The sequence below is a fragment of the Flavobacterium flavigenum genome (genome assembly GCF_027111255.2).
GTDB classification, from domain to species: Bacteria; Bacteroidota; Bacteroidia; order Flavobacteriales; family Flavobacteriaceae; genus Flavobacterium; species Flavobacterium flavigenum.
Genome location: NZ_CP114285.2, coordinates 592,479 through 617,012, shown reverse-complemented (window position 1 = coordinate 617,012; position 24,534 = coordinate 592,479). Strand labels below are relative to the sequence as shown.

Genomic DNA, 24,534 nt, shown 5'->3' with positions numbered 1-24,534 from the left:
TAAGTTTTTAATTGTATTTATATAAAGTATAACTTAAGTACTTATTTCACTTTATTCTGATTAGAATTCGGTTTCAGTTCATCGGGACTGTCTTTGGTAAAAGTTTTAAATTGCTCTTTTGAAGGACTCACGAAAATGTCTTTTAATACTTCAAAATCCAAATTTCCTTTTGGATTAAAGGCAGCAGAATTCATGTATTGCTGCAAGGAAATGAATAACTGCTTTGCTGCTGGTTTATTTTCAACATCTGGTCTTAAATCAGCGCTGCTTACTATGATTTTTCCTTTTCCAACACTGGCTTCAAACACCAAAGCTAATCTACGGTTCATGAACCAGGTATCAATAGGCTGAACCAACGGACGGAAATCTGCCGGAAAATCTTCAAGGTTCATCACCTGTGAACGGTGTTGAATTTCCCACCATTGCAAATCACTATGAAAACTGGTTGGGAAGTTGGCAAAGGCGAGACTTTTATCCTGAATAAGCATTCCGGTAACATGAGGTGGACGCATTTTAAACCAGGAGGTATTCCAAAAAACCGGAAGAAAATGCATTTCTACTTCTTTTCCTTTTACAACCTTTCCTGAAGCATTCAAAAATACTTTTCCTCCATTTTGTAAAACTTCTTTTGCTTTATCATCTAAAGAAGTTGTGTAATAAATTGAAGAAGCAATTTCAGGATTAGATTCAGGGTAAATCCAAAAGTCCCAATCATTGATAAAAGCAGTGTTATTGACTTTTACTTCAAGATTTAATTTAGATGCTTCTTTAATTTTATTTAATGGAAAAGTAAGGTTTCCAACGAATATTCCGTTTCCGTTTTCGAAAGTTTTAGCATCGAAATTGCCTTCAGTAAGAACAATTCCTTTCTCATTTTTTAAAGTCCAGCTAATTACCACATTTTGCAAAGAAGTTTTGCCGGAGTGAAAAAGTGCTATTTCAGCTTTTAAAATTTCGGTATTGGTGTAAACAAACTTTGGAACTTTCAGCAAAGGAACTGTTTCGTTACAAAAGCGCTTATATTCTTGTGTCGACGTATATCCTTTTTCCTGAAAAAAGGCATCCAAAACACCTACTAAAGCGGTTCCCTGACCCGGAAAATCCTGTAAGCCTAACGCCTGGAATCCCGCATATCCGGGAGTTCTCAACATTTTTTCGATTTCGTTTTTATAACATAAAACCTGTAGTTTTCCGGAGGCATTCAAAAAGTCTTTCGCCTGATCAGCCATATTATGATCCTGAAGATCCTGCTTAAACATTTCGAAATTTTTAGCTCTGTAAACCCCTTTGTATTTTGGTATTTCTTCAAAATTCGGAAAAACACAATATTGACCGATTTCGTGTGCTACAAATGGCACTTTAAAAGGAGCAATTCCGGTACTGAAATCGGATTCTGTTTCTGGTAATTTATTCCAGTTTAGACCTCTTACACCACCACGGGACTGATATTCTGCATTTGGAACAACAGGCCAGCTTCCACCAACAGACATTCCGGTGTAAACCCTTCTGTTGTCTTTTGCTTTCCAGAAATCCACAAAGGCATTCAGATACTCTACCTGTTTTCCTGCAGGTTCATTTCCCGCAGAAAGCATGGTAAACGACGCATAATTGCCATAATCTCTTGCCATTCGTATAGTTTCGTCATACAAAAACTGATCAACCGGCTGACCCAATCCTATTTTTGGGCCGTGATTAGGCCAGCTAGGACCTTCGGGCTGTAAATAGATTCCCGCTTTATCGGCTGCAATAAAGGCAGCTTCGGGAGGACACCACGAATGAAAACGTACATGATTTAAGCCGTAGGATTTGATAGTTTTAAAAATTTTGTCCCAGGCTTCTACAGTGGTTGCAGGATAACCGGTTAATGGAAATTCGCAATTGTGCACCGTTCCGCGAAGAAACACCGGAACATCATTGATCAAAAACTGATTCCCTTTTATTTTAAATTCACGCATTCCAAACTGAACTTTTTTTTCAGATTGTATTCCTTTAGCATTCAGTTTTGCTTCCAGATGATATAATGCGGGATCAAATTCATCCCATGTAAGCATTCCTTTCCCGAAAGGAACTTCTATTTCAATAGTTTTGCTATTTGAAGCAGAAACATTTATTTCATCTATAATTTCTTTTGTCTGGTCAGATTTTACAGAATTAAAACTTTTTGCGAATAAAGAAAGGTGTCCGTTAAATTCATTTGTCGTACTGTTATTTATCGTGACTTTTACACGTGCTTTTTTGTTTTTTACATCAGGATAAATCTGAACATCATCAATATAAACCGGCGAAAATGACTCTAGGGCTATTTTACCGATAATCCCATTCCAGTTTCCCTGTGTATGATCGGTAATGCTATGCGAATCAGGACCTACATTTATTTTGGTAATCCTATTGTCAATCCGAATAGAAATGCGTTGTTTGCCCGGAACGAGAAAAGCACTTAAATCATAGACATGTGGAGCAACTAAAGAGTTTTGCAAACCGACTTCCTTATCGTTTATCCAGACTCTGGTTTCTATATGGGCTCTTTCTAAATGAAGCAGAATTCGTTTGCCTTTCCAGTTTGCAGGAACATTGACTTCCTTTTGATACCATGCAGCTCCAACATAGTGTTTGGCAGGCGTTAGCCAAAACGGAATATGAATGTTTCCGGGTTGGCGGTATTTTTCTAATCTCGGAATAAAATAAAAAGAACTGTCATAAATAGAAGCCGTCCATTTTGTTTTGAGCGTAATATCATCTCCTTTTAGAAATTCAGCCATAGAACCGGGAAGTTTTATAACATCTGCCAGATTTCGGTTGTACCACTTTTGGGTAATTCCTTCATCGTTTCTGTCAATTTCAAAATGCCAGTTGCCTTCGAGGTTAATTTCGTCATTTTTAAAACTGCTTAGCGTAAATAAAACAGTCATTAACAGGAAGATGTGTCGGGATTTCTGTATCATAAAAAATATTTATAAAAGTAAAAATAGCAGAATATGGCAGCATTGTTATCCTGCAGCATCCTGTGTTTTTATTTAACACTTATAACAGATAGTACAGGATACAAAAAAAATAAGAATAGAATAAATTTGATTAATTAAGAATTGGAATCGTAAAAAGGAGTCGAAATAATTATGCTATTTTTAAATATTTAAGAAAAAAAGAATTCTTAATAGCTCACGAAGACTAAAATTATGCCTCATAAAATTTAAAAACCAAAAAGATACAATGAAAAAATTACTGACACTTGCAATCTGCATTTTTGGAATTTCTCAGTCTGCATTTTCTCAAAATTATAAAGACGACACTTTTCCTGATGGAAGCGAAATTACACCATGGTTTAAGGATTATACTAAAATTCAGCTAAAAGATTTAGGGAAACAGTATACGATTACAGATTTTGGAGTTAAAAAAGACAGTACCAAAATTCAGACTGTTGCGATTCAGAAAGTAATTGACAAAGCATCTAAAAATGGTGGGGGAGTAATTGTAATTCCAAAAGGAGTTTTCCTGAGTGGTGCTTTGTTTTTTAAACCTAAAACAAGTTTATATGTTTCGGAAGGAGGAACTTTAAAAGGTTCTGATGATATTTCAAATTATCCAATTATGCCATCCCGAATGGAAGGTCAGAATCTGGATTATTTTCCGGCTTTGGTAAATGCGTATGGCGTAGATAATTTTTCTATTTCGGGAAAAGGAACCATCAACGGAAACGGTTATAAATACTACGAAGCTTTCTGGGCAAGGCGCAAAATTAATCCAAAATGTACCAATTTAGAAGTTTCAAGACCAAGACTGGTTTTTGTATGGAACTCTAATAATGTACAATTTCAGGATGTAAAACTGATCAATTCAGGGTTTTGGACGAATCATTTTTACAAATGTAATAATGTCAAATTGCTTGATGTTTATATTTTCTCTCCACATTTAGAAATTAAGGCTCCAAGTACCGATGCGATTGATGTAGATATCTGTACCAATGTTTTAATAAAGGGCTGTTATATGTCGGTAAACGATGATGCAGTTGCTTTAAAAGGTGGAAAAGGCCCTTATGCAGATCAGGACAAAAACAACGGAGGAAATGTTAATATCATTATAGAGGACTGTACGTATGGATTTTGCCATTCAGCTTTAACCAACGGAAGCGAGTCTATCCACAACCGAAATGTCATCATGCGTAATTCTACAATCGAAGGCGCAACGAGAATGTTGTGGTTAAAAATGAGACCGGATACTCCTCAAAGATATGAGTATATCAGGGTTGAAGATATTAAAGGAACAGCTAAAAACTGTCTGGTTGTGCTGGCGTGGAAACAATTTTTTGATCTAAAAGGACGTCCTGATGTTCCGTTATCTTATGGGGATCATGTGACTTTAAAAAATATAAATATGAAATCGGATACATTTTTTAACGTAGAAAAAGACCCAAATGTTCGTTTGTCTAATTTTACTTTTGAAAATCTGAATATCGAAGCAACAAAAACAGCTATTGACAAAAGCATTGTAGATGGAATTACTTTAAAAAATGTACGTATCAATAATCAGTTAGTTGAGTAATTTTTTTAGGATTTAATAATGCAGGAGTTCAAAGTTTTTAACGTAAATGGTTTAGAAACTTTGAACTTTTGTTTTTAGGGAAATATAAAAAAGTCCTTTGATGATTAATAGTTTTAAAGATGAATAAAAATATATTTATTGGATTTCTGTTGCTGTTTGCTCTGTTATGCAGTAGTTCTTACAGTCAGGATAAAAATTCAGTTGATTTTACGATTGCAAATTCTAATGAGTCAGCTTCAATTTATATTGATAAAAATGCAGATCCTTTGATTGTCTGGGCAGTAAATGAACTGGCAGATGACGTAAAAGAAATCACAGGAAAAAGACCAGAAATCATAGAAACTGCTGTGTTTTCTAAAAAAGGAATTTATATCGGACAGGCTTCTTCAGTTTTTTTTAAGTCAAAATCAAAAGATTTGTCTGGTCAATGGGAGAAATTTTCGATTAAAAAAGAGAAAGAAAATCTTTTGGTTGCCGGAAGCGATGTAAGAGGAACTGTCTATGCTATTTTCGAAATAACGGAGCGTCTGGGAATTTCGCCATGGAAATGGTGGGCAGATGTTCATCCGATAAAAAAAGAAAAATTAGTACTTAACATTCTTAAAAAAGGGATTATTTCATCTCCATCCGTACAATACAGAGGGATTTTTCTAAACGATGAAGATTGGGGATTAGAACCCTGGGCTGAAAAAACATTCGAACCGGAAGTCGGAAACATCGGACCTAAAACCTACGAAAAGATATTTCAGTTATTACTGCGTTTAAAAGCCAATACCATCTGGCCGGCAATGCATCCCTCTACAAAAGGTTTTTTTACCCTTCCGGGGAATAAAGAAATGGCGCAGAAATACCATATGGTTATCGGTTCATCACACGCTGAGCCCATGCTTCGGAATAATGTTGACGAATGGAAACCTAAAATTCATGGAGACTATAATTATTTTACCAATAAAACTCAGGTTGACAAATACTGGCAGGATCGTTTAGACGAATTAAAATCGGCTCAAAACGAAACCATTATGACTTTAGGAATGCGTGGTGTTCACGACAGCAAAATGGAAGGGGCGAAAGATTTGAAAGAATCCATCGATATGGTTGAAAAGATCATTTTGAATCAGCGTGAAATGCTTTCGAATACGTTTAAGAAACCTTTAAAAGAGATTCCACAGGCTTTTGTTCCGTACAAAGAAGTGTTGGAATTATACGATAACGGACTTAAAGTTCCGGATGATATAACTTTGGTCTGGCCCGATGATAATTATGGTTATATCCGTCGATTAAGTAATGAAGAAGAACAAAAGAGGGTGGGAGGAAGCGGTGTTTATTATCATATTAGTTATTGGGGAAGACCTCACGATTATCTTTGGTTAAGTACTACTCAGCCGGGCTTAATTTGGTACGAAATGACCAAAGCGTATGAAAATGGAGCTAAAAAAATGTGGATTGTAAATGTTGGGGACATAAAACCTGCAGAATACGATACAGAACTTTTTCTGGATTTGGCTTGGGATATCAATAGTATAAAGTCAGATGGCATTAATCAATATTTAAAACAATGGCTTGTCAGAGAGTTTTCTCCCCAAATTGCAGAATATTTAGGTCCTGTATTTGAAGAACATTACCGACTTGCATTTCTCAGAAAACCGGAATATATGGGATGGAGTCAGACAGAACCAACTACGCAAATAAAGTTTTCCGATTTTACAGAAAAGGAATGCCTGGAAAGAATAAAAGCCTACGATGATTTGATTGACCAGGTAGAGATGTGGGCTTCTGCTGTTGCTGTAGGTATTGGTCCGGCTGTTCCTGATGGAAGTGAAGATGCCTATTTTCAACTGGTCATTTACCCAATTGAAGCAGCGGCTTATATGAACCATAAATTTTTATATTGGAATCTGGCTTGCAGAACTTCGGATGCAAATGAGAAGAAAAAATACGAAACGCTATCTAATGAAGCCTACAACAAAATAAAAGAACTGACGGATTTTTATAATGAAAAGCTGAGCAAAGGCAAATGGAATCACATGATGTCAATGCGTCCGAGAAATCTGCCTGTTTTTGATTCTATTAAAAAAGCCGAATTTTCAAAAGAAGTCTCAGTTAAGGAAACTTCAAAAGCGATAAAATTCATAAGTGCAAATCAGTTTATTTCTAAAAAAGAATCCAAAGAATACCAATGGAAAACCATTAACGGTTTAGGCTATAGTAATAACGCTATTACTTTATTTCCGTTAAAACATAATTATTTTAGAACTGAAAAACCTACTGTTTCTTATGAATTCGAAATTGAAAATGCGGGCGATTACGAAATAGAAATTCATTTGCTGCCAACACATGCCAACAATTTTGATCATCAAATCGAAGTACAGCTAGATGGAAATAAAACGCAGTCTTTTTCAATCAATACAAAAGACCGTGACAAAACCTGGAAAGAAAATGTGTTGCGTAACAGCGCTATTGTAAAACTGCCTCTTTCAAATGCAAATAAAGGAAAACATACGATTACAATTAACGTAAACCAAACCGGAATTGTATTGGATTATATCACTGTAAAATAATTTATATCGTTTGATGTAATTGAAAACAAGTGTCAGGCTGAGCGGAGTCGAAGCCCTTTTAATGTAAAAACTTTCAATGAAGCAAGTTTTATTAAATTTTTAAAATGATAAAAAATATGAATACAAAAAAGCAATTTTTGATTGTATTGTTGATTAGTTTTTCAATTTCATATAGTCAGAAAAATCAAATGAGTTCATCAGAAAAACCGAATATCATTTTGATTATTGCAGATGATGCCGGATGGAATGATGTTGGGTATCACGGTTCTGTAATCAAAACTCCAAATATTGATTTTTTAGCTAAAAATGGGGTAGAACTGGATCGGTTTTATGCCAATCCAACCTGCTCTCCTTCAAGGGCAAGTTTATTTACGGGAAGACCTGCCAGCCGTATGGGAATTGTAGCTCCAATTAGCGATAAAAGCCAATTTAAGCTTCCGGACTCTATTCCGACATTGCCAAAATTATTGCACAAAAACAATTATCAAACTGCACTTGTTGGTAAATGGCATCTTGGGTTACAGCAAAGCAGCGGACCAACAGCGTACGGATTTGACTATTCATACGGTTTTTTACACGGACAAATCGATCAGTACACACATTTATATAAAAACGGAGACAAAAGCTGGTACCGAAATGGTGAGTTTATCGAAGAACAAGGTCATGCTACTGATCTAATTACGAATGAAGCGATAAAATGGCTTTCAGAAAAAAGAGATTCCAAGAAAAACTTCTTTTTGGAAGTGGCTTACAGCGCACCACATTTTCCTTTACAGGAAGAACAAAAATGGAAAGATCCGTATATAAATTCCATAAAAGACAGTTCGAGAAGAGATTTTGCCGCAGCCATGAGCCACATGGATAATAGTATCGGAATATTGCTTGAAAAGTTAAAACAGCAAAAACTGGATGAAAATACGCTGGTTATCTTTATGAGCGATAATGGTGCCATGGAAAACTGGGATTCAAAAAATGAATATAATGGGATTCATCCATCCAATACCACTTTGGGAGATAACACTCCGCTCAGGGATTGGAAAACATCAAATTATGAAGGTGCGATAAGAGTTCCCTGCATATTTTACTGGAAAGATCATTTGGAGAAATACAAGAATGAAAATTATATTTCGGTAATAGATTTATTACCCGGTATTTTGTCTTTGGCTGGAGATAATAATCTGCCGAAAAGCATTGAAGGCAAAAATATCTGGCCGGTAATTTCAGAAAATAAAACAATAGCAGATCAGGAAATTTATGTAAGAGGCCATTTGCAGGAATCTTTAATCAGAAAGCCATGGAAAATAATCAGAACCAGACATGCCGATACTCCTGCAGATTTAGAACTTTATAATATTGAAAAAGATCCTGAAGAGAAGAAAAATTTGATACAGGAAGAGAAGTCTGTAGCCAAAAAAATGGAAATCGCCTTGGAAAATCAATTTAAAAAAGATGCCAAAAAGGTAAATTATGACAAAAATAAATAATAATTTAACAGTTATATGCCTTGTAAGGGCTTGCAAACAAACAAAAAAAATCTTTTTAAAGTAAAATAACAACTTTTTTTATTTTGTAAACTATTGATTATAAGTAACTCTTGTGTGTTGTGAATGTAATATTAACTCATATGGTAAAAACTGTGATAATTTTAACACTAAACTTACGTTATCTATGAAGCAAACTTATATTTTTGCGAACTTAATTTAACATATACAAGCATGAAAGATCTATTAGTAAAAATCAACGCTGAATTAGAAGTATTCAAAACAGAATCTGAATCATTATCTGAAAAAGGTGTTAAAGCAGCAGGAGCAAGAGCACGTAAATCATCTTTAGAGATTGAAAAACTTTTAAAAGAGTTCAGAAAAGTTTCTATCGAAGAATCAAAAAAATAATACTAAAAACCTCGTTTAAATTAAACGAGGTTTTTTTTGGAAAAAATTGAAGCATTAATGAATTATAAGTTATTAGTTTTGGCATTTAACTTATAACATCTGACAAATAACTTATTTTGGAATTTCAATATATTCCCTAAGCCCGCAATCTTTTATCTTTTTAAGACTTTCGGTTACCGCAAGAGCATTAAAATCAGCTCCTTCAGCACCTGTGTGTGTGTGGTCTTTTGGAAAAAACGATTTTACTTTTTCTTTGCCTAAAGCTTCATATTTTAGAGCTACAATTTCATTCAGGTCAATATAAAATGCTTTTTCCCTTTCGGCTGCAATTTTAGACCAGTTTCCATACGTATCGGTTCTGCGTTCTACTTTATCATTCGGCCATTCGTTTCGTGGTGTCTGACTCAAAACAATCGGAATTGCGCCTTTTTCTTTGCTTTCCCTAATGAATTTTTGCATGTACCAGCCAAAAGTATGTACCGTTTCGGTTAAGCTGTCACGAACTACTTGTTGTGTTTCGTCTCCGTTTCCTTTTAATGATCCTCTGAATTTTTCTTTATCAACAGCTCCGGCATCGTTATGACCAAACTGGATCATTACATAATCCCCTGGTTTTAATTGATTTTTTACAGCATCCCATAGACCTTCTTTTTCGAATGTTCTGGTACTTCTGCCGCCACGTGCTTTATTGATCACTTCAATTCTGGTAGTATCACAATACTTCGGAAAAGCAACACCCCAGCCAACAGCATTTTCATTGTTATTGCTTGCCATAGTAGAGTCGCCGATTAAGTATAGTTTTTTCTTTGCAGGCAATACAATTTTCGGGTTTTCTAAAATGTATTTTTTTAATGAATTTTTGCTTGTTTTAAGTTCATTGATAATTAAAGAAGCGGCTAATGCAGCCCCTTTTGCAGAGGGATGCGTATGGTCTTTTTTGTAGAAATAAGTTCCGGTTACTTTCTGTTCGCCGAGTTTTTCCATTTCAATCGCCATTTTATCGTTTAGCTCGATAAAAGTTACCTTTTCTTTTTCAGCAATTTGTTTCGCCCACAATCCGTATGATTTATTGTTGCGAGGCACTTTTCCTTCCTTCCAGTCGTTTCTTGGAATTGGCGAACAAATTATAGGAATAGCGCCTTTTGACTTGGCTTCCTGAACTACTTTTTGAATGTACCAGCCATAAGTATGTACCGTTTCATGCTTTTTGGTCAGCATGTTGTCGATTTCCTCAGTTTCGTTTCCGATTCCTTTAATTGTTCCTCTGGCACGAAGGGTATCGTTTAATGGCCCGTCATCATTATGTCCGAACTGAATCAGGACATAATCTCCTTTTTTTAGTTTGTTCAAAACGGCTGTCCACAAACCTTTATCCTGAAAAGTCCTGCTGCTGGTACCGCCCAAAGCATGATTTTCGATTCTGACTTTCATAGTATCCAAAAACTGCCCAATATAATCTCCCCAGCCCCAAAGTCCGCCGGACCCGTCGCCTCTGCCGTTTTTTACAGTGGAATCGCCTACGGTGTAAACTGTGGGTTTATTGTTATCTTTTTGTTTTGGAGTAAAATTGAAAAATAATAAACCCAAAATTAGTATTGTAATTATTTTAATCGATTTCATATGTGTGAAATGTATTTTGTGAAATGTAAAATGTATTTTTTGTATTGTTTAATTCCATCCAGTTTGTCATTCTGAGGAACGAAGAATCTCCGTAAGTAGCTCCGCAATCTATATCGCCAATCTTTGTAGAGTTTCTCGCGAAGATTGCTTCGCCAGTTCGTTATCACTCGTGTCTTCGTTCCTCAGAATGACAAAACTATGAACATACTATGAACATAAATTATAGACGAAGAGCAAAACCTGAAACCTGAAACAAGCCAAACCTGAAACAAATTTTTACTTCCTAAAATCAAACCATAAATTCATTTTGATTCCGTCATCACCGCTTTTAATTCTGATGTTAGTTGCCTGGCTTTCTGGTCCCTGATGTTCCAAAGGTTTAAAATCTCTCATAGCCGGAATTTCATACATAAACGAAATATCGCCTTCAGGAAATGCAGGCTGCGGATAGCTTCCGGCGAAACCATTTTTAGGCAAATCCGGTGTGAATAATCTCAAGTATAAATTATCAGATTCACTAAAAACTTTGAATGATGAAGCTCCAGCTTTTAAGTTTGCTCCCAATAAATTGGCATGATATCCTTTGAATTCAGGATAAATCAGATTTTCAAAACTTTCTCCGGTAATCGTAGTATTATAATCTTTCTCCCAGATTCCGAAAGTAGTTCCTTTTAATCTGTTTTTCCAGACATGGTAAGGACCTTTTCCAAACCATTTGATGCCGGTTACGTCCTTTTCAGGAAAGCTGAAAGTAACGCCCCAGGAGTTTATTTTGTCTTCAAAAAAGGCACCGTCAAAGCCTTCTCCGCCTGAAGCATTTTTCAGGGCAATCAATTCCATTTTGAATCTTCCGTCCGGTTCCATAATCCATTTGATGGAAGATAAACCTCCGCTATAAGAAACTGTACAAACCGCTTTATCGCCTTCCTGAGAAACCTGGATGTCTTTTAATTTGGCTTTCATTCCGATTGGTCTTGGACCATTGGTTAACGGAATTGTATTTGTACCGTTTTTAACTGAAGTAATTTCTCCGGTTGCAGCATCTAAAACCACTGTAACATCATTTCCTTTTAAAGTAACATCATTTCCGGTTTTTACACCAGAAGCTTTTGTTTTTGTATTTTGAACCGCTAAAAATTTAGCAGCATAATATTTTGCTTTATGAATTGGCCACGTCCAGGTATAAATTTCTTTATTAAACTGATCATAAGCCGAAATGGATAAAATATCTCCTTCTGCCAGATTGTTTGGAACAGCGAACTGAATCTTACGTGTTTCACCCGGATTAATGCTCGGAATTTCAATTTTACCTGAACTTATTTCCTTTGAAGTTCCATTAGTATATAAAACATCATTATCAGATTTCAGGACTTTAAACTCCATTTTACAGGAATTCAGATTGCTGAAAAGATAATCATTAGTAATTAGAAAAGATCCGTCAAAAGTGGCTGTAACCTGTTTTGGCTGAAACTGAATAGGTGCCCAAACTTCTTTTACGGTATAATAGCTTCCTTCTCTTTCACGGTGCGGTCCTAAAATTCCATCAGCTGCCAAAGAACCTTTTGAGTCAAATTTAGCATCTCCTGTCCAGTCTGAACGGAAAACAGCTTCGTCCAGCATCGCCCACATAAATCCTCCGGCAAAAAGTGGACTTTGTTTGTATCTGGTCCAGAAATCTTCCAGAGCTGCTCCGTGTCCGTTATCGTAAGTTCCGTGCATGAATTCGGTTGGGAAAAATACATTTTCTCCGGCATTAAAACGATGCATGCCTGTTAAATAAGTAGGGTAGTGGTGCGTATCCCAACCATTGAAATCAGCCCATGGGTGAATTACGATTCTTTTTTGTGGATCATTATCTTCAAAAACTTTATCAACGTTGTAATTCCAACCGCCTTCATTACCGTTATCCCAAATAATTACCGATGGATGATTGACATCTCGGGTAACCATTTCGGTTATTAATTTATTTCCGGTTTCCGTATCATACGAGTTTTGCCAGCCTGCCAGTTCATTTAAAACAAAAAGACCTAAAGAATCACAAACTTCCAAAAAGTGGGTGTCAGGAGGATAATGTCCTCTCACTGCATTCATGTTCATGTCTTTCAATAATTTACCGTCCAGTTCACTGATGCGTTTGCTGGTGCTTCGTCCGCCTTCCGGCCAGAATGAATGTCGGTTGATACCTTTCATGACGATTTTAGTCCCGTTTACATATATTCCGTCTTGTTTTTTAAATTCTAAAGTCCTGAAACCAATTCGTTTGTCATATTTGTGAATGATATTTCCGTTTTGCCTTAAAACCAGTTCCAAATCATATAAATTCGGGCTTTCCGGATTCCATGGTTTGATGTTTTTCCATTGCGCTGCTATTGATTCCTTTGTACTTTTTGCTTTTATCGGAAAAGTAAAGGTTTGGAAATTTTCTCCGTTTGAATCTTTAAGTGTAGCTTCTAAAGTAACATTTTTAGAAATATTTTTAAGATTCAGATCAACTGTAATTGAACCATCCATTTTTGGATTTACAGCAATATTTTGAATGTGCGTTTTAGGGGAAACTTCTAACCACACCGGACGATAAATTCCTCCAAAGAGCCACCAGTCAGCTCTTCTTTCGGCTGCATTTACGGATTTATTAGCAGAATGTTTCCACACATGTACTTCTAAAGTATTTTTAGAACCTAATTTTAATAAAGAAGTAATATCATATTTAAATTCATAAAAACCACCCTGATGAATGGGGCCGGCCAGTTTTCCGTTGATTTTGACTTCTGTATCGGTCATAGCTCCGCCAAAAGCAATAATAACCTCCTTATCTTTATAATCAGCAGGGACTTCAAATTCATATTTGTACAAACCTTCTTCCTTGCTGGGGTCTTTTTGGTTCAGTTCTTTGTACCATCTTCCATACGTATATTCTCCAAAACCTTCTAATTCCCATTGTGAAGGAACGTTTATTTTAGACCATTTCTGACTGTTGTTGCCTCCGGTACAAAAAAAATCCCATTGCACAGGATGTTCAAAATCTTTTCCGGATAGGTAAACTTTATCGGTTTGCTGTGCGGAACTATTTTGGTTAAAAACTAATGCAACGGCAGCAATAGCAAGTTTTTGAATTGTATTTTTTAGTAGCATAAGTAGGGTTTGGTTAGTTTCCTTCTGGTTTAGTAATTTCAAATCGGTCACTCATAGGAAGTGTCCAGTTTGAAAAGGAATTAGGTTTTTTTGGATTGTAATCTGGCACTTCTTTTTTGATTTGCTTTTTTAACGGAATGTCAAGTTCGCGAATTCCCTTCAAAACACAAAGAGCGATTTCGTTTGCTCCAAAGCTATTAAAATGAGTATTATCCTCCAAAGCTTTTACCTGCCCTGGAAAAGTATTCGCTGGATATTGCACAAAAGCCTTTCTGGAAGGTTCATCGCCCCAGGTTTCGTATAATTCGGTTGTTATTTTGGTAACGTCGATAAGCGCAACATTGTTTTTTTGTGCCACGGTTCGCATGGCAGCAGGGAAATCACCGTGAGTTTCTTTTAAAGTTCCGTTTTCGTTAAAAGCACGCCTTTGCGTAGGCGTCACCAAAACCGGAATCGCTCCTTTATCTCTGGCAGCCTGAACAAATTCGGCTAAAAGCGTAGAGTAAGACCCCCATGCCCCGTTTCCTTCACCTTTAATTTTTTCGTCATTATGTCCAAATTCTACAAACAGATAATCTCCTTTTTTAATAAGTGAAAGAATCTTTTTTAAACGATTGCTTCCTTTAAAAGAACTTAGTGCAGAACCGGAAACAGCGTAATTAGCAACCACAACTGTATCGTCAAAATAATTCGTGATGAATTGTCCCCACGAAGCCCATGGCTCTACATCCTGATCGGTTACGGTTGAATCTCCCGCTAAATAAACGACTGTAAGATTGTCTTTTTTAGTAATTTTTATACTTTGAATGGTTACGTCTCCTAAAAACTCTAATGTAAGTTTGTGATCCCAGTTCAGGATGTCTTTTTCTCTGTCTTTAAGGGAAACATTCTGGCTATCATCAATTTTCGGAGTTCTCACATTGACATTAAAAATTTTGGTTACCGGTTTTCCTTTTTTTATCGAAAACTGATCCAGCATTAATCTTCGTGATTCCGCTTTTATGGTAATATTTGATGCTTTTTCAGTACTTCCCATAACCACTTCAACCTGATAATTGCCTTCAGGAAGTTTTACAGAAAAATAAGTGGGTTTGTTTACGGAAAATGTATTCGAATTGATTTTTACATTAGATGCCGAATTAAGATCAAAACCATATCCTTTGGTAACATCATATAGTAAAGGAGTGTTTATGGATATTCCTTTTTTGTTTTTTAATACAGTTCCAAAATTAAACAACTGACTTTCAGTGTTCTCTTGTGAGTTAATTTCAGTAAGAGAATTACTATTCAAAGCAAATAAATTTAGATGCATTACTAAGCAAAAAAACAGACAGAAGGAAGTTTTAATGTTTATCAAAGTTTTTCTATTTAAATTATTGTATTTTCAAAACTAACTGTTACTTATTTATATAGTATCCTGTACTATGATGTTAAAAAAATGAAAGAATGTAAATTATGATATTGAAAAAATCAGGTAGGTACAGGATGCAATACCATAAAAAAACGAAGAAATTGCGATTAAATTATCAAAGTTATTATGCGTTGATAATGTTTATGTGCCTTCTGATTCTCAAATTTTATGAAAACCAAAAACAATACGATTCACACACTCATTGGCTTGCTATTGCTGTGTCCTGCGCTAATTATTGGACAGGAAAAAACGCAGCGTAAAATACATTATGTTCCCGAGGGAAATAGTTTTGTTTTGAAAAATGGCACCCGAAAATTCAATCGTGCACTTTACGGATCAAATACAGGCTTTAGAGTAGAAACCGGAGATTTACCTGAATTTGCGATGTACATGCCGGGAATGGGAGGGAATTTGAAATTTGGTTTAATAAACGATAAAGAAAGTAAATGGATTACTGAAGTAGCAAAAATTAGTACCAAATATGTATTAGGGACGATGCAATACGAAATTCAGGATCCTATTTTAGGTAACGGTAAACTGATTGTCAAAGTAGTTGCCTTAAAAGAAAAAGAAGGTTTTGTTGTAAAGATTTATGGTGAAAATGTACCAAAAAAAATAAACTTAGTTTGGGCTTACGGAGGTGCTACCGGTAAAAAATTCAGCCGTGACGGCGATATTGGTGCGGATCCTGAGTCGGTGTTTTATCTGCAGCCTGAATATTGTGCTAATAATAAATACACTTTAAAAAAACAATCTTTTTTACTCGAATACGGTTCTGAAAGCAATAAGCAGAAAACGGGTAACAACAAAAGTTTGATGGGATATTTTCCGGGTTCTGATGTAAAGTTAGCCAATCCAAAACAACAAAAAACGCCTTTGGAATTATACAGTTCTAATCCGGAAAACCTAACGCTTGTTACAGGAAAAAACACTATTTCGAAAAATGAATTGTATTGGCTTTTTTCAAGCGAAGATTTAAAATCGGATGTTTCTCAAAAAGGAATATCACAGTTGTATGAGAAATCGATTCAGGAAACACATCTTTTGGCGAATAGAGTAAAAGTTACAACACCGGATCCTTATATCAATACATTAGGTTCAGCACTTTCTATCGCTGCTGATGCAATTTGGGAGAGCCCGGCTTATCTTCACGGAGCTATCGCATGGCGTATGTACCTGAATGCATGGCGTGGGGCTTACACTGCTGATCCGTTAGGTTGGCATGACCGTGCGAAAACGCATTTTACAAGTTACAGCAAATCACAGGTTATAACTCCGGAAAGAGGTCCTTTAGTTTTGGATACCGTTCGGAATTTTGCCCGCCAGAAAGAAATTTTGGGAACCTCAATGTTCAGCAGCGGGTACATCAGTCGAAATCCAAACAAAAACACTGTAGCACATCATTATGATATGAATCTGGTTTTTTTCGATCAGATGCTGAGACATTTTAAGTGGACAGGAGATACTTCGTTCATGAAAGAAATGTGGCCAACAATTCAAAGACATTTAAACTGGGAAAAACGAAACTTTGACCCTGATAATGATGGACTTTATGATGCCTATGCGACTATCTGGGCGAGTGATGCTTTGCAATATAGTGGTGGCGGTGTGATTCATTCTTCGGCTTATAATTTTTATGCGAATAAAACAGTTGCCGAAGTGGCCAAAAAGATCCAGCAGAATGAAAAGCCGTTTACGAATGAAGCGAATAAAATTTTAAAAGCTTCGAAAGACCAACTCTGGATTCCGAAAAAAGGAATTTTTGCAGAATATAAAGATGCTCTCGGTAACAGATTATTGCATGATGTTCCGGGTGTTTGGAGTATTTATCATACTATTGATTCGGAATTGTCGAATCCTTTTGAAAGTTATCAGATGCTTTCTTACGTTGATAATCAGATTCCACACATTCCTATTTCAGCAGAAGGACTTGATAAAACCGATCTTTATATGATCAGTACAACCAACTGGCAGCCTTATACCTGGTCGATAAACAATGTAGCTTTGGCAGAACAGCTGCATACTTCTTTGGCTTTTTGGCAAGGCGGACAATCAGAAAAAGCTTTTAAAATGTGGGAAAGTGCTTTAGTAGAAAGTATGTATTTGGGCGCTTCTCCGGGTGGTTTTGAACAGCTGATGTATCAGGATGCAATTCGTGGTGAATTGTATCGTGATTTTGCCGACCCAATTGGAATGGCTTCGAGAACTTTGGTTGAAGGGCTTTTTGGAATACAGCTAGATGCTTTGGCTGAAGTACTGACGATTCAGCCGGGATTTCCTGCAAAATGGGATCATGCGGCTTTAGATATTCCGGATATTTCAATTGGTTTTAAAAGAGAAAACAAAACCGATTCGTATCTCATAAAAAATCAGTTTTCAGCAAAAATGAACCTGAAACTGATTGTAAATGCACCTTTTGATGGAATTCAGAACATTACGATTAATGGAAAATCGGGTAGCTGGAAAAGTATTCCGGAAAGTATCGGCAATCCAAAAATTGCAATAGAAGTACCTTATAATACTTCGTATGATGTGAAAATTAACTGGAAGGGAGAAGCTTTCGAAGAAATACAATCTATAAAGTCTTTGACAGCAGGAGAGTCTTTCAACATAGCAACGGCTAAGGCAGAAATTATTTCAGTTTATGATCCGCAGTCTATTCTTAACGAAGTTTCAAAAACCAAAAAATTATATCAGGCAATTGCTTATGGCAATAAGAATAAAACTTTTTTTATTCAGTTAAAACAAGGAGATGTAACGTGGTGGCAAGCTGTTGATGTGGATTTAAAGCCTAAAATTGAATCAGAAAGCATTCAGTTAAAAAACAATTCTGTTGAAATTACCCTGAAAAATAATTCGGAAAACAAGATCGAAGGAAATGTAGTTTTTGATGCTTCAGCAAAAGATACTCAGCAAAAGATATCTTTAAGTACAAATCAGAAAGAAACTGTTGTAATTCCGTTTGAGAAATTAGTTCCGGGAACCAATAAGTTTTCTGTTAAAGATGATTCGAATACAATAAAAGAAGTAACTTTTACTAACTGGGATATTCCATTTAACCATTTGAAAAAACAAGAAACTGTTTTGCTTTCTTCTTTTTTTAATTCGAAAGTAACAGATGTTTTTAATGAAAAGTACTTGTCTCCAAGACCACAAACTGTAACCTTACAGCTTCCAACTAACGGAATTGGAAATTGGTGTTATCCAAATGTTTCTGTAAAACTGGACGACTCAGGATTGCGTCAAAAAGCAAAATCAACTGGAAAAATTACAACTCCCGAAGGAATTGTTTTTAAAACGCCTTCTGATTCAAATCTAAAAAATATTGTTTTTACATCACAGTGGGATAATTTTCCAAAAAGTGTCAATATTCCGTTAAGCGGAAAAGCATCGCATATTTATTTTATGGTTGCTGGAACTACAAATCCAATGCAAAGCCGTATCGTAAATGGTGAAATTGAAGTAAATTATACAGACGGGACTTCAGAAATTTTACAGTTGAAAAACCCTGAAAACTGGTGGCCAATTGAGCAGGATTATTTTGTTGACGGATTGGCATTTACAACAGATGCTCCAAAACCGCCAAGAGTCTATTTGAAATCGGGAGAAATTTCCAGAACCTTCAAAGATTTTACAGGAATCAAAGGATTTTCGAATTTTGGAATAGATGGTGGGGCAGGCACAATTTTAGATTTGCCTTTGGATAAAAATAAAACTTTAAAAAGTCTTACTTTGAAAACGATTGCCAATGATGTGGTTATTGGTTTGATGAGTGCTACCTTAATTAGATAATGTGTCAATTTGAAAATTAGATAATTTGTCAATAACAATTTCAAAAGTCAATTTCAAAAATCAATAACAATGGCAATAATAAAATTTTAAAACTATAATATGAAAAAATTACTATCTGTATCCTTTTTGGTATTGTCTTTTTCTGTTTTTTCACAGCAAAAAATAGACAGGAAAGCATTGGTAACAAGGCATAATATTCAAATTACTGCAATAGATACTTTAGCTTCTTTGACGGTTGGTAATGGCAGTTTTGCGTTTACGGTAGATGCCACAGGATTGCAAAGTTTTCCTGAAAAATACCAAAACGGAATTCCGCTTGGAACGCAATCTGAATGGGGTTGGGATAGTTATAAAAATACGGAGAATTATAAGTTTTCCGAAACTTTAAAAGATGTAGATCAGTATGGTCGTAAGATTTCATATTCAACACAAATCAAGGAACCTGCGCGAAAAAAAGAAGCAGTCGAGTGGTTTCGTCAGAACCCGCATTTATTGCAATTGGGAAATATAGGTTTTGAAATCACCAAAAAAGATGGAAGTTTGGTAAAACCGGAAGATATTAAAGCCATTAATCAAAAGCTGAATTTATGGACCGGAAAAATTGAGAGCTATTTTGAGGTAGAAGGCACTTCCGTGAAAGTGATAACAGCCTGCGATCAGACAAAAGATGCTGTAGGCTTTAAAGTAGAATCGGATTTAATTCAGCAAGGACGTTTGAAAATTCGTGTCCGAATCCCTTTTCCAACAGGATTATGGGGCGATATGGGGACGAAATGGGAAGAAAAACAGGATGTAGCTATTTCAAATGTAGCTATTGCGGGGACTGAAATGGGGAAAAAATGGGGAGGAAAACAAGATTATAAAAGCAATCTGAAAATCAAAAATAAATCAGAAGCTATCATTACACACATAATGGACAGTATTTCGTATGATATTAATTTGAAATGGAAAGGAACTGCATCGATTAAAGAAAAAGCAAAACATTATTTTCTTGTAGAACCTTCAAAAGGCAATACGATCGAATTGAGCTGTTCGTTCATTCAAACGGATAAAAACAAATCAGTTATTCCTTCTTTTGAAGCGATTGAAAAAAGCAGTATCGCTGGTTGGGAATCTTTTTGGCAAAGCGGAGCAGCAGTTGATTTTTCGGGAAGTACAGACAAACGTGCACATGAATTGGAGCGTCGTGTAATCCTTTCGCAGTACCTTACCAAATTGCAATGTACCGGAAAAGTTCCGCCACAAGAAACGGGTTTGACTTACAACAGTTGGTTCGGGAAACCACATTTAGAAATGCATTGGTGGCATGGAGTACATTTTGCACTTTGGGACAGACCAGAATTACTGGAGAAAAGTCTTCCGTGGTATCAGAAAGTTTTTGAAAAAGCTAAAAATATTGCCAAAAGACAAGGTTTTGAAGGGGCAAGATGGCAAAAAATGACAGATTATGATGGTAATGAAAGTCCGTCATCGGTTGGGGTATTCCTGATTTGGCAGCAGCCGCATTTTATTACTTATGCCGATTTGATTTATCAGGCAAAACCAACAGCAGCAACTTTAAATTTATACAGTGAACGTGTTTTTGCAACAGCTGATTTCATGGCTTCTTTTGCCAATTATGACAGTAAAAGCGACCGTTACGTTTTAGGGCCAGGGGTTATTCCGGCGCAGGAAAGATTTAAAGCCATCGAAACTTTTAATCCAACGTATGAATTGGCGTACTGGAATTGGGCTTTAAAAACTGCAATCAACTGGAAGAAAAAACTAAACCAGAAAGTACCTGAAAAGTGGGAAACGGTTTTGGCAAAATTATCGCCTTTGCCAATTGCTAAAGATGTTTATCTGGCAACAGAAAGCGCTACGGACTCTTACACAAATCCAGAGTTTAAGACAGATCATCCATCAGTTTTAGGAACTTACGGGATGCTTCCGGAGACTTCACTTTTGGATAAAAAGATCATGAAAAACACTTTCAATTTAGTTTGGGATACCTGGTCATGGGACAAAACATGGGGATGGGATTTTCCGATGACAGCGATGTCTGCAGCCCGTTTACAAATGCCGGAAAAAGCGATTGACGCGCTTTTTATGAATGTAGTAACCAACACCTATCTGAAAAATGGTCACAATTATCAGTCGGGAAGGTTAACGCTTTATCTTCCAGGTAATGGAGGATTACTTACTGCTGTTGCGATGATGTGCGCAGGTTGGGAAGGAAATACAATTGGGAATCCGGGCTTTCCTAAAGACGGAACATGGAAAGTTAAAAGTGAAGGATTTAAAAAGATGTTTTAAGTTTTTGAAGATGCTAAGGTGCTAAGATTCTGAGGAGCTAAGTTTTTTAATCTCGCAAAGTCGCTAAGACGCAAAGAAAAATGTAAAATCACAAACTTTGCGATTCTGCGACTTTGCGAGATTATTTTTTTCCTAAGTAAACCTTATCGACTAAAACCTGTCTAAATAAAAACTTTACCAACCAAAACCAAATTATGAAAAATAAAATTTTATTACTGTTATTCTTTTTGTCAGGTTCAATTTTACTTGCCCAAAGACAAATGGAAAACTTAGACCGTGGCGTAATTGCGATAAAAGACAAAGGTCAGTTTTTTATCAGCTGGCGTGTTTTAGGGACAGATTCTGATGATCTGGCTTTTAATTTATATCGAAAAAGCGGTACTCAGAAAGCCATAAAATTAAACGACAAACCCATAACCGGAGCGACAAATTTTCTTGATGCCAAAGCCAATGAGAAAGAAGAAAACACCTGGTTTGTAAAAACGGTTTTAAAAGGCAATGAAACAGATGCAAAAGGGAGTTTTACAATTCCGGCTTCAAGCGCAGACAAAAATTATTTGTCTATAGCTATAAAGCCTGTTGAAGGTTATATTCCGAATGATCTTTCGACAGGGGATTTAGATGGTGATGAAAAGTATGATTTAATAGTTCATATGACCGGAAAAGGACATGATAATTCGCATACCGGTATTACTGATTCACCTATTTTTCAGGCGTATACTTTAGAAGGAAAATTTTTATGGCAGATTAGTTTAGGTAAAAATATTCGCGAAGGAGCGCATTATACACAGTTTATGGTCTATGATCTGGATGGTGATGGAATTGCAGAACTGGTTTGTAAAACGGCTGACGGAACTACCGATAGTCAGGGCAATGTGGTTGGAGATGCTTCTAAAGACTGGGTAGACAGAGATCCAAAATCGGGAACTTTTGGTAAAATCCTGAAAGGTCCGGAATACCTTTCTGTTTTTGACGGAAGAACCGGAAAACTGGTTACAACCACAGATTATATTCCGGAACGTGGTGATTTGGCTGGCTGGGGAGGACATGGAGGAAGCGGAGGAAATGACACCAAAGGAAACAGAATCGATCGCTTTACAGCCTGTGTTGCCTATTTAGACGGGATTCACCCAAGCGTGGTAATGTGTCGTGGTTATTACGGGAGAACTGTTTTAGCAGCCTTTGATTTTAAAAATAAAAAACTGACTTCAAGATGGGTTTTTGACAGTAAAGATGCTGAGAATCCGTACTCCGGTATGGGGAATCATGGACTAACAGTTGCTGATGTTGATAACGACGGCAAAGATGAAATCGTTTACGGATCAATGTGTGTTGATGATAATGGTAAAGGATTGTACACAACAGGTTTCAGACATGGGGATGCTTTACATGTTTCCGATCTGAATCCGGAAGTTCCCGGTTTGGAAGCATTTGGAATCCATGAAATTGAGAATAAAACAACAGGTCCGGGCGTAGCTGTATTTTCAGCCGCTGACGGAAAAGTTCTATTTACTGATTCTCTTAATGAAGATGTTGGGCGCGGTGTAGCAGATAACATTGATCCAACCCGAAAAGGAGCACAATGCTGGTGGTCAGGTTCTCCATTTTTATATGATATGAAAGGAAACAAAATTGGCGATGCCCCGAAATCTATTAATTTCCTTATTTACTGGGACGGCGATACTTCAAGGGAGCTTTTAAACTCAAATTATATTGACAAATACGGAAAAGGCAGATTGTTTACAGCAACTGGAGCTGTATCGAATAACGGAACAAAATCAACTCCTGCACTTTCTGCAGATCTGATTGGTGACTGGAGAGAAGAATTGATTTTAAGAAGCGAAGACAATACCGAATTACGAATTTACTCAACGACAATTCCAACCAATGTGAGACAATATACTTTGATGCACGATCCTCAGTATCGTTTGAGTATTGCCTGGCAAAATGTAGGGTATAACCAGCCACCTCACACCGGTTTTTATTTGGGAAGTGGTATGCAGCCAGCTCCGAAACCTAATATTGTTCTGGTTCCTTTAAAGTAACTATTCTGTCAAATGAACAGTAAAAAAGTCCGTTTCAAATACATTAAAACGGACTTTTTAGGTTTGTGATTTATTGGGGCAAAAAACAAACTTTTATTACTATCTTATTTTGGAAGTTCCGGCGTCATTATTCTTCTGGTTGGAGTACTCAATGTTTCAATAAAAGCTAATAAATCACTGATTTCTTCTTTGCTTAAATTTAATTTCTTAAGCATTGGATCAACTTTTGGAATCAAAGAATCACGTGGCGTTCCCAGGTATTTTTTCTGAACTGGAGAGGGATTTCCTAAATTGTAAAATTCAACTACATCCAGCAAAGTAGGAAAATGCCCGTGGTGCATCCATGGTTTGGTGTTGACAACTTCACGAAGTGTAGGTGTCCTGAATTTGCCAATATCCTTCACATCTTTAGTCACATTGTAACGCCCGAAATCTTCATTTTTTGTTCCGAATAAAACCTGTCCGTCGTTATGAAACTGGTTGTCACTGAAATAAGGTGTATTGTGGCAATTGATACATTGTGCTTTAGTTCTGAACAAATGCAGTCCTTTTACCTGCTGATCTGTGTAAGCGTCTGACTTTCCGCTAACGAAATGGTCAAATTTGCTTTTTGGGCTGTTAATGGATCTTTCGAATGTTGCTATGGCATACTGAATTCGTTCAAGGGTCACTTTTTTGTCTCCAAAAGCAGCTGAAAATAACGGGTTGTAACCTTTAATCTTTGCAATTTTATTGACTGCAATGGTAAGTTTTTCGTTCATTTCTAATGGATCACTCACAGGAAACTGCGCCTGATCTTCTAAACTTTTCGCACGCCCGTCCCAAAATAGGGAAGTAGCATAAGCCGAATTTAAAATGGTCATCGAATTTCGTTTTCCGTTCTGGCGGTCGTGCCCAAAAGAACGGGTTAAATTGTCTGTCCATCCCAATTCCGGATTGTGGCAGGAAGCACAGGCAATTTGTCCGCTTACAGATAATCTCGGATCGAAAAACAATATTTTGCCCAGACTTTCTTTCTCCTTAGAATACGGATTGTAAGAAGGATAAGGAACAGCCGGAAGCACGCCAATATCCTGAAATTTAGATTTGTCGATACTTTCGTGTAATTCTGCTGCAGGCCATTTTGAATGATCTCCGCTGGAATATGCCTTTCGTAATTCCTGAATATCGGTGTATTCAGGTTCTTCAATTGTTTTATAAGCGGTTAAACTTAATAACAATAAAACTGGTATTATTAATTTTTTTAATTTCAT

At 36.4% G+C, this 24,534-nt stretch carries 12 protein-coding genes; 7 read left to right on the top strand and 5 right to left on the bottom strand.

Translation table 11 applies throughout. The features are described 5' to 3' along the window. Positions 1-41: 41 nt before the first annotated feature. Positions 42-2,942, bottom strand: coding sequence for an exo-beta-1,4-galactosidase (locus OZP09_RS02180; RefSeq protein ID WP_281310208.1), 2,901 nt, complete (start codon positions 2,940-2,942; stop codon positions 42-44). Positions 2,943-3,207: 265 nt separating this feature from the next. Here OZP09_RS02180 and OZP09_RS02175 point away from each other — a divergent pair, with 265 nt between their 5' ends. From OZP09_RS02175 to OZP09_RS02160, 4 genes are all read left to right on the top strand, one after another. Then, positions 3,208-4,536, top strand: coding sequence for a rhamnogalacturonidase (locus OZP09_RS02175; protein WP_269236311.1), 1,329 nt, complete (start codon positions 3,208-3,210; stop codon positions 4,534-4,536). A 119-nt stretch (positions 4,537-4,655) separates the two neighbouring features. After that, positions 4,656-7,094: a glycosyl hydrolase 115 family protein gene (locus OZP09_RS02170; RefSeq protein ID WP_281310207.1), complete on the top strand. Its 2,439-nt coding sequence runs from the start codon at positions 4,656-4,658 to the stop codon at positions 7,092-7,094. A gap of 116 nt (positions 7,095-7,210) precedes the next feature. Continuing rightward, positions 7,211-8,578 (top strand): sulfatase-like hydrolase/transferase, encoded by a 1,368-nt coding sequence (locus OZP09_RS02165; protein WP_269236308.1) that lies wholly within the window; start codon positions 7,211-7,213, stop codon positions 8,576-8,578. A gap of 231 nt (positions 8,579-8,809) precedes the next feature. Beyond that, complete coding sequence (locus tag OZP09_RS02160) at positions 8,810-8,986, top strand: histone H1 (protein ID WP_031453507.1); 177 nt, start codon at positions 8,810-8,812, stop codon at positions 8,984-8,986. Between the two features lie 111 nt (positions 8,987-9,097). Here OZP09_RS02160 and OZP09_RS02155 read toward each other — a convergent pair whose 3' ends face one another. From OZP09_RS02155 to OZP09_RS02145, 3 genes are all read right to left on the bottom strand, one after another. Next, positions 9,098-10,606 (bottom strand): rhamnogalacturonan acetylesterase, encoded by a 1,509-nt coding sequence (locus OZP09_RS02155; RefSeq protein ID WP_281310206.1) that lies wholly within the window; start codon positions 10,604-10,606, stop codon positions 9,098-9,100. 276 nt (positions 10,607-10,882) lie between these two features. After that, a complete protein-coding gene (locus OZP09_RS02150) occupies positions 10,883-13,738 on the bottom strand; it encodes a glycoside hydrolase family 2 protein (protein ID WP_281310205.1) in 2,856 nt (951 codons plus the stop codon). A gap of 13 nt (positions 13,739-13,751) precedes the next feature. Continuing rightward, positions 13,752-15,029 (bottom strand): rhamnogalacturonan acetylesterase, encoded by a 1,278-nt coding sequence (locus tag OZP09_RS02145; RefSeq protein ID WP_269236303.1) that lies wholly within the window; start codon positions 15,027-15,029, stop codon positions 13,752-13,754. 288 nt (positions 15,030-15,317) lie between these two features. Between OZP09_RS02145 and OZP09_RS02140 the strand changes: the two genes are divergently transcribed. From OZP09_RS02140 to OZP09_RS02130, 3 genes are all read left to right on the top strand, one after another. Continuing rightward, positions 15,318-18,941 carry a DUF4450 domain-containing protein gene (locus OZP09_RS02140; RefSeq protein ID WP_281310204.1) on the top strand — a complete coding sequence of 1,208 codons (3,624 nt, stop codon included), beginning with the start codon at positions 15,318-15,320 and terminating at the stop codon, positions 18,939-18,941. A 99-nt stretch (positions 18,942-19,040) separates the two neighbouring features. Further along, entirely contained in the window at positions 19,041-21,236 is a 2,196-nt protein-coding gene (locus OZP09_RS02135) for a hypothetical protein (protein WP_269236299.1), read from the top strand. A 194-nt stretch (positions 21,237-21,430) separates the two neighbouring features. Next, positions 21,431-23,281 carry a rhamnogalacturonan lyase gene (locus OZP09_RS02130; RefSeq protein ID WP_269236298.1) on the top strand — a complete coding sequence of 617 codons (1,851 nt, stop codon included), beginning with the start codon at positions 21,431-21,433 and terminating at the stop codon, positions 23,279-23,281. Between the two features lie 104 nt (positions 23,282-23,385). On the opposite strand, the gene OZP09_RS02125 is transcribed toward OZP09_RS02130, so the two are convergent. After that, the gene (locus OZP09_RS02125) at positions 23,386-24,534 is read right to left on the bottom strand and encodes a cytochrome-c peroxidase (protein WP_269236297.1); all 1,149 of its coding nucleotides are present in this window, start codon (positions 24,532-24,534) and stop codon (positions 23,386-23,388) included.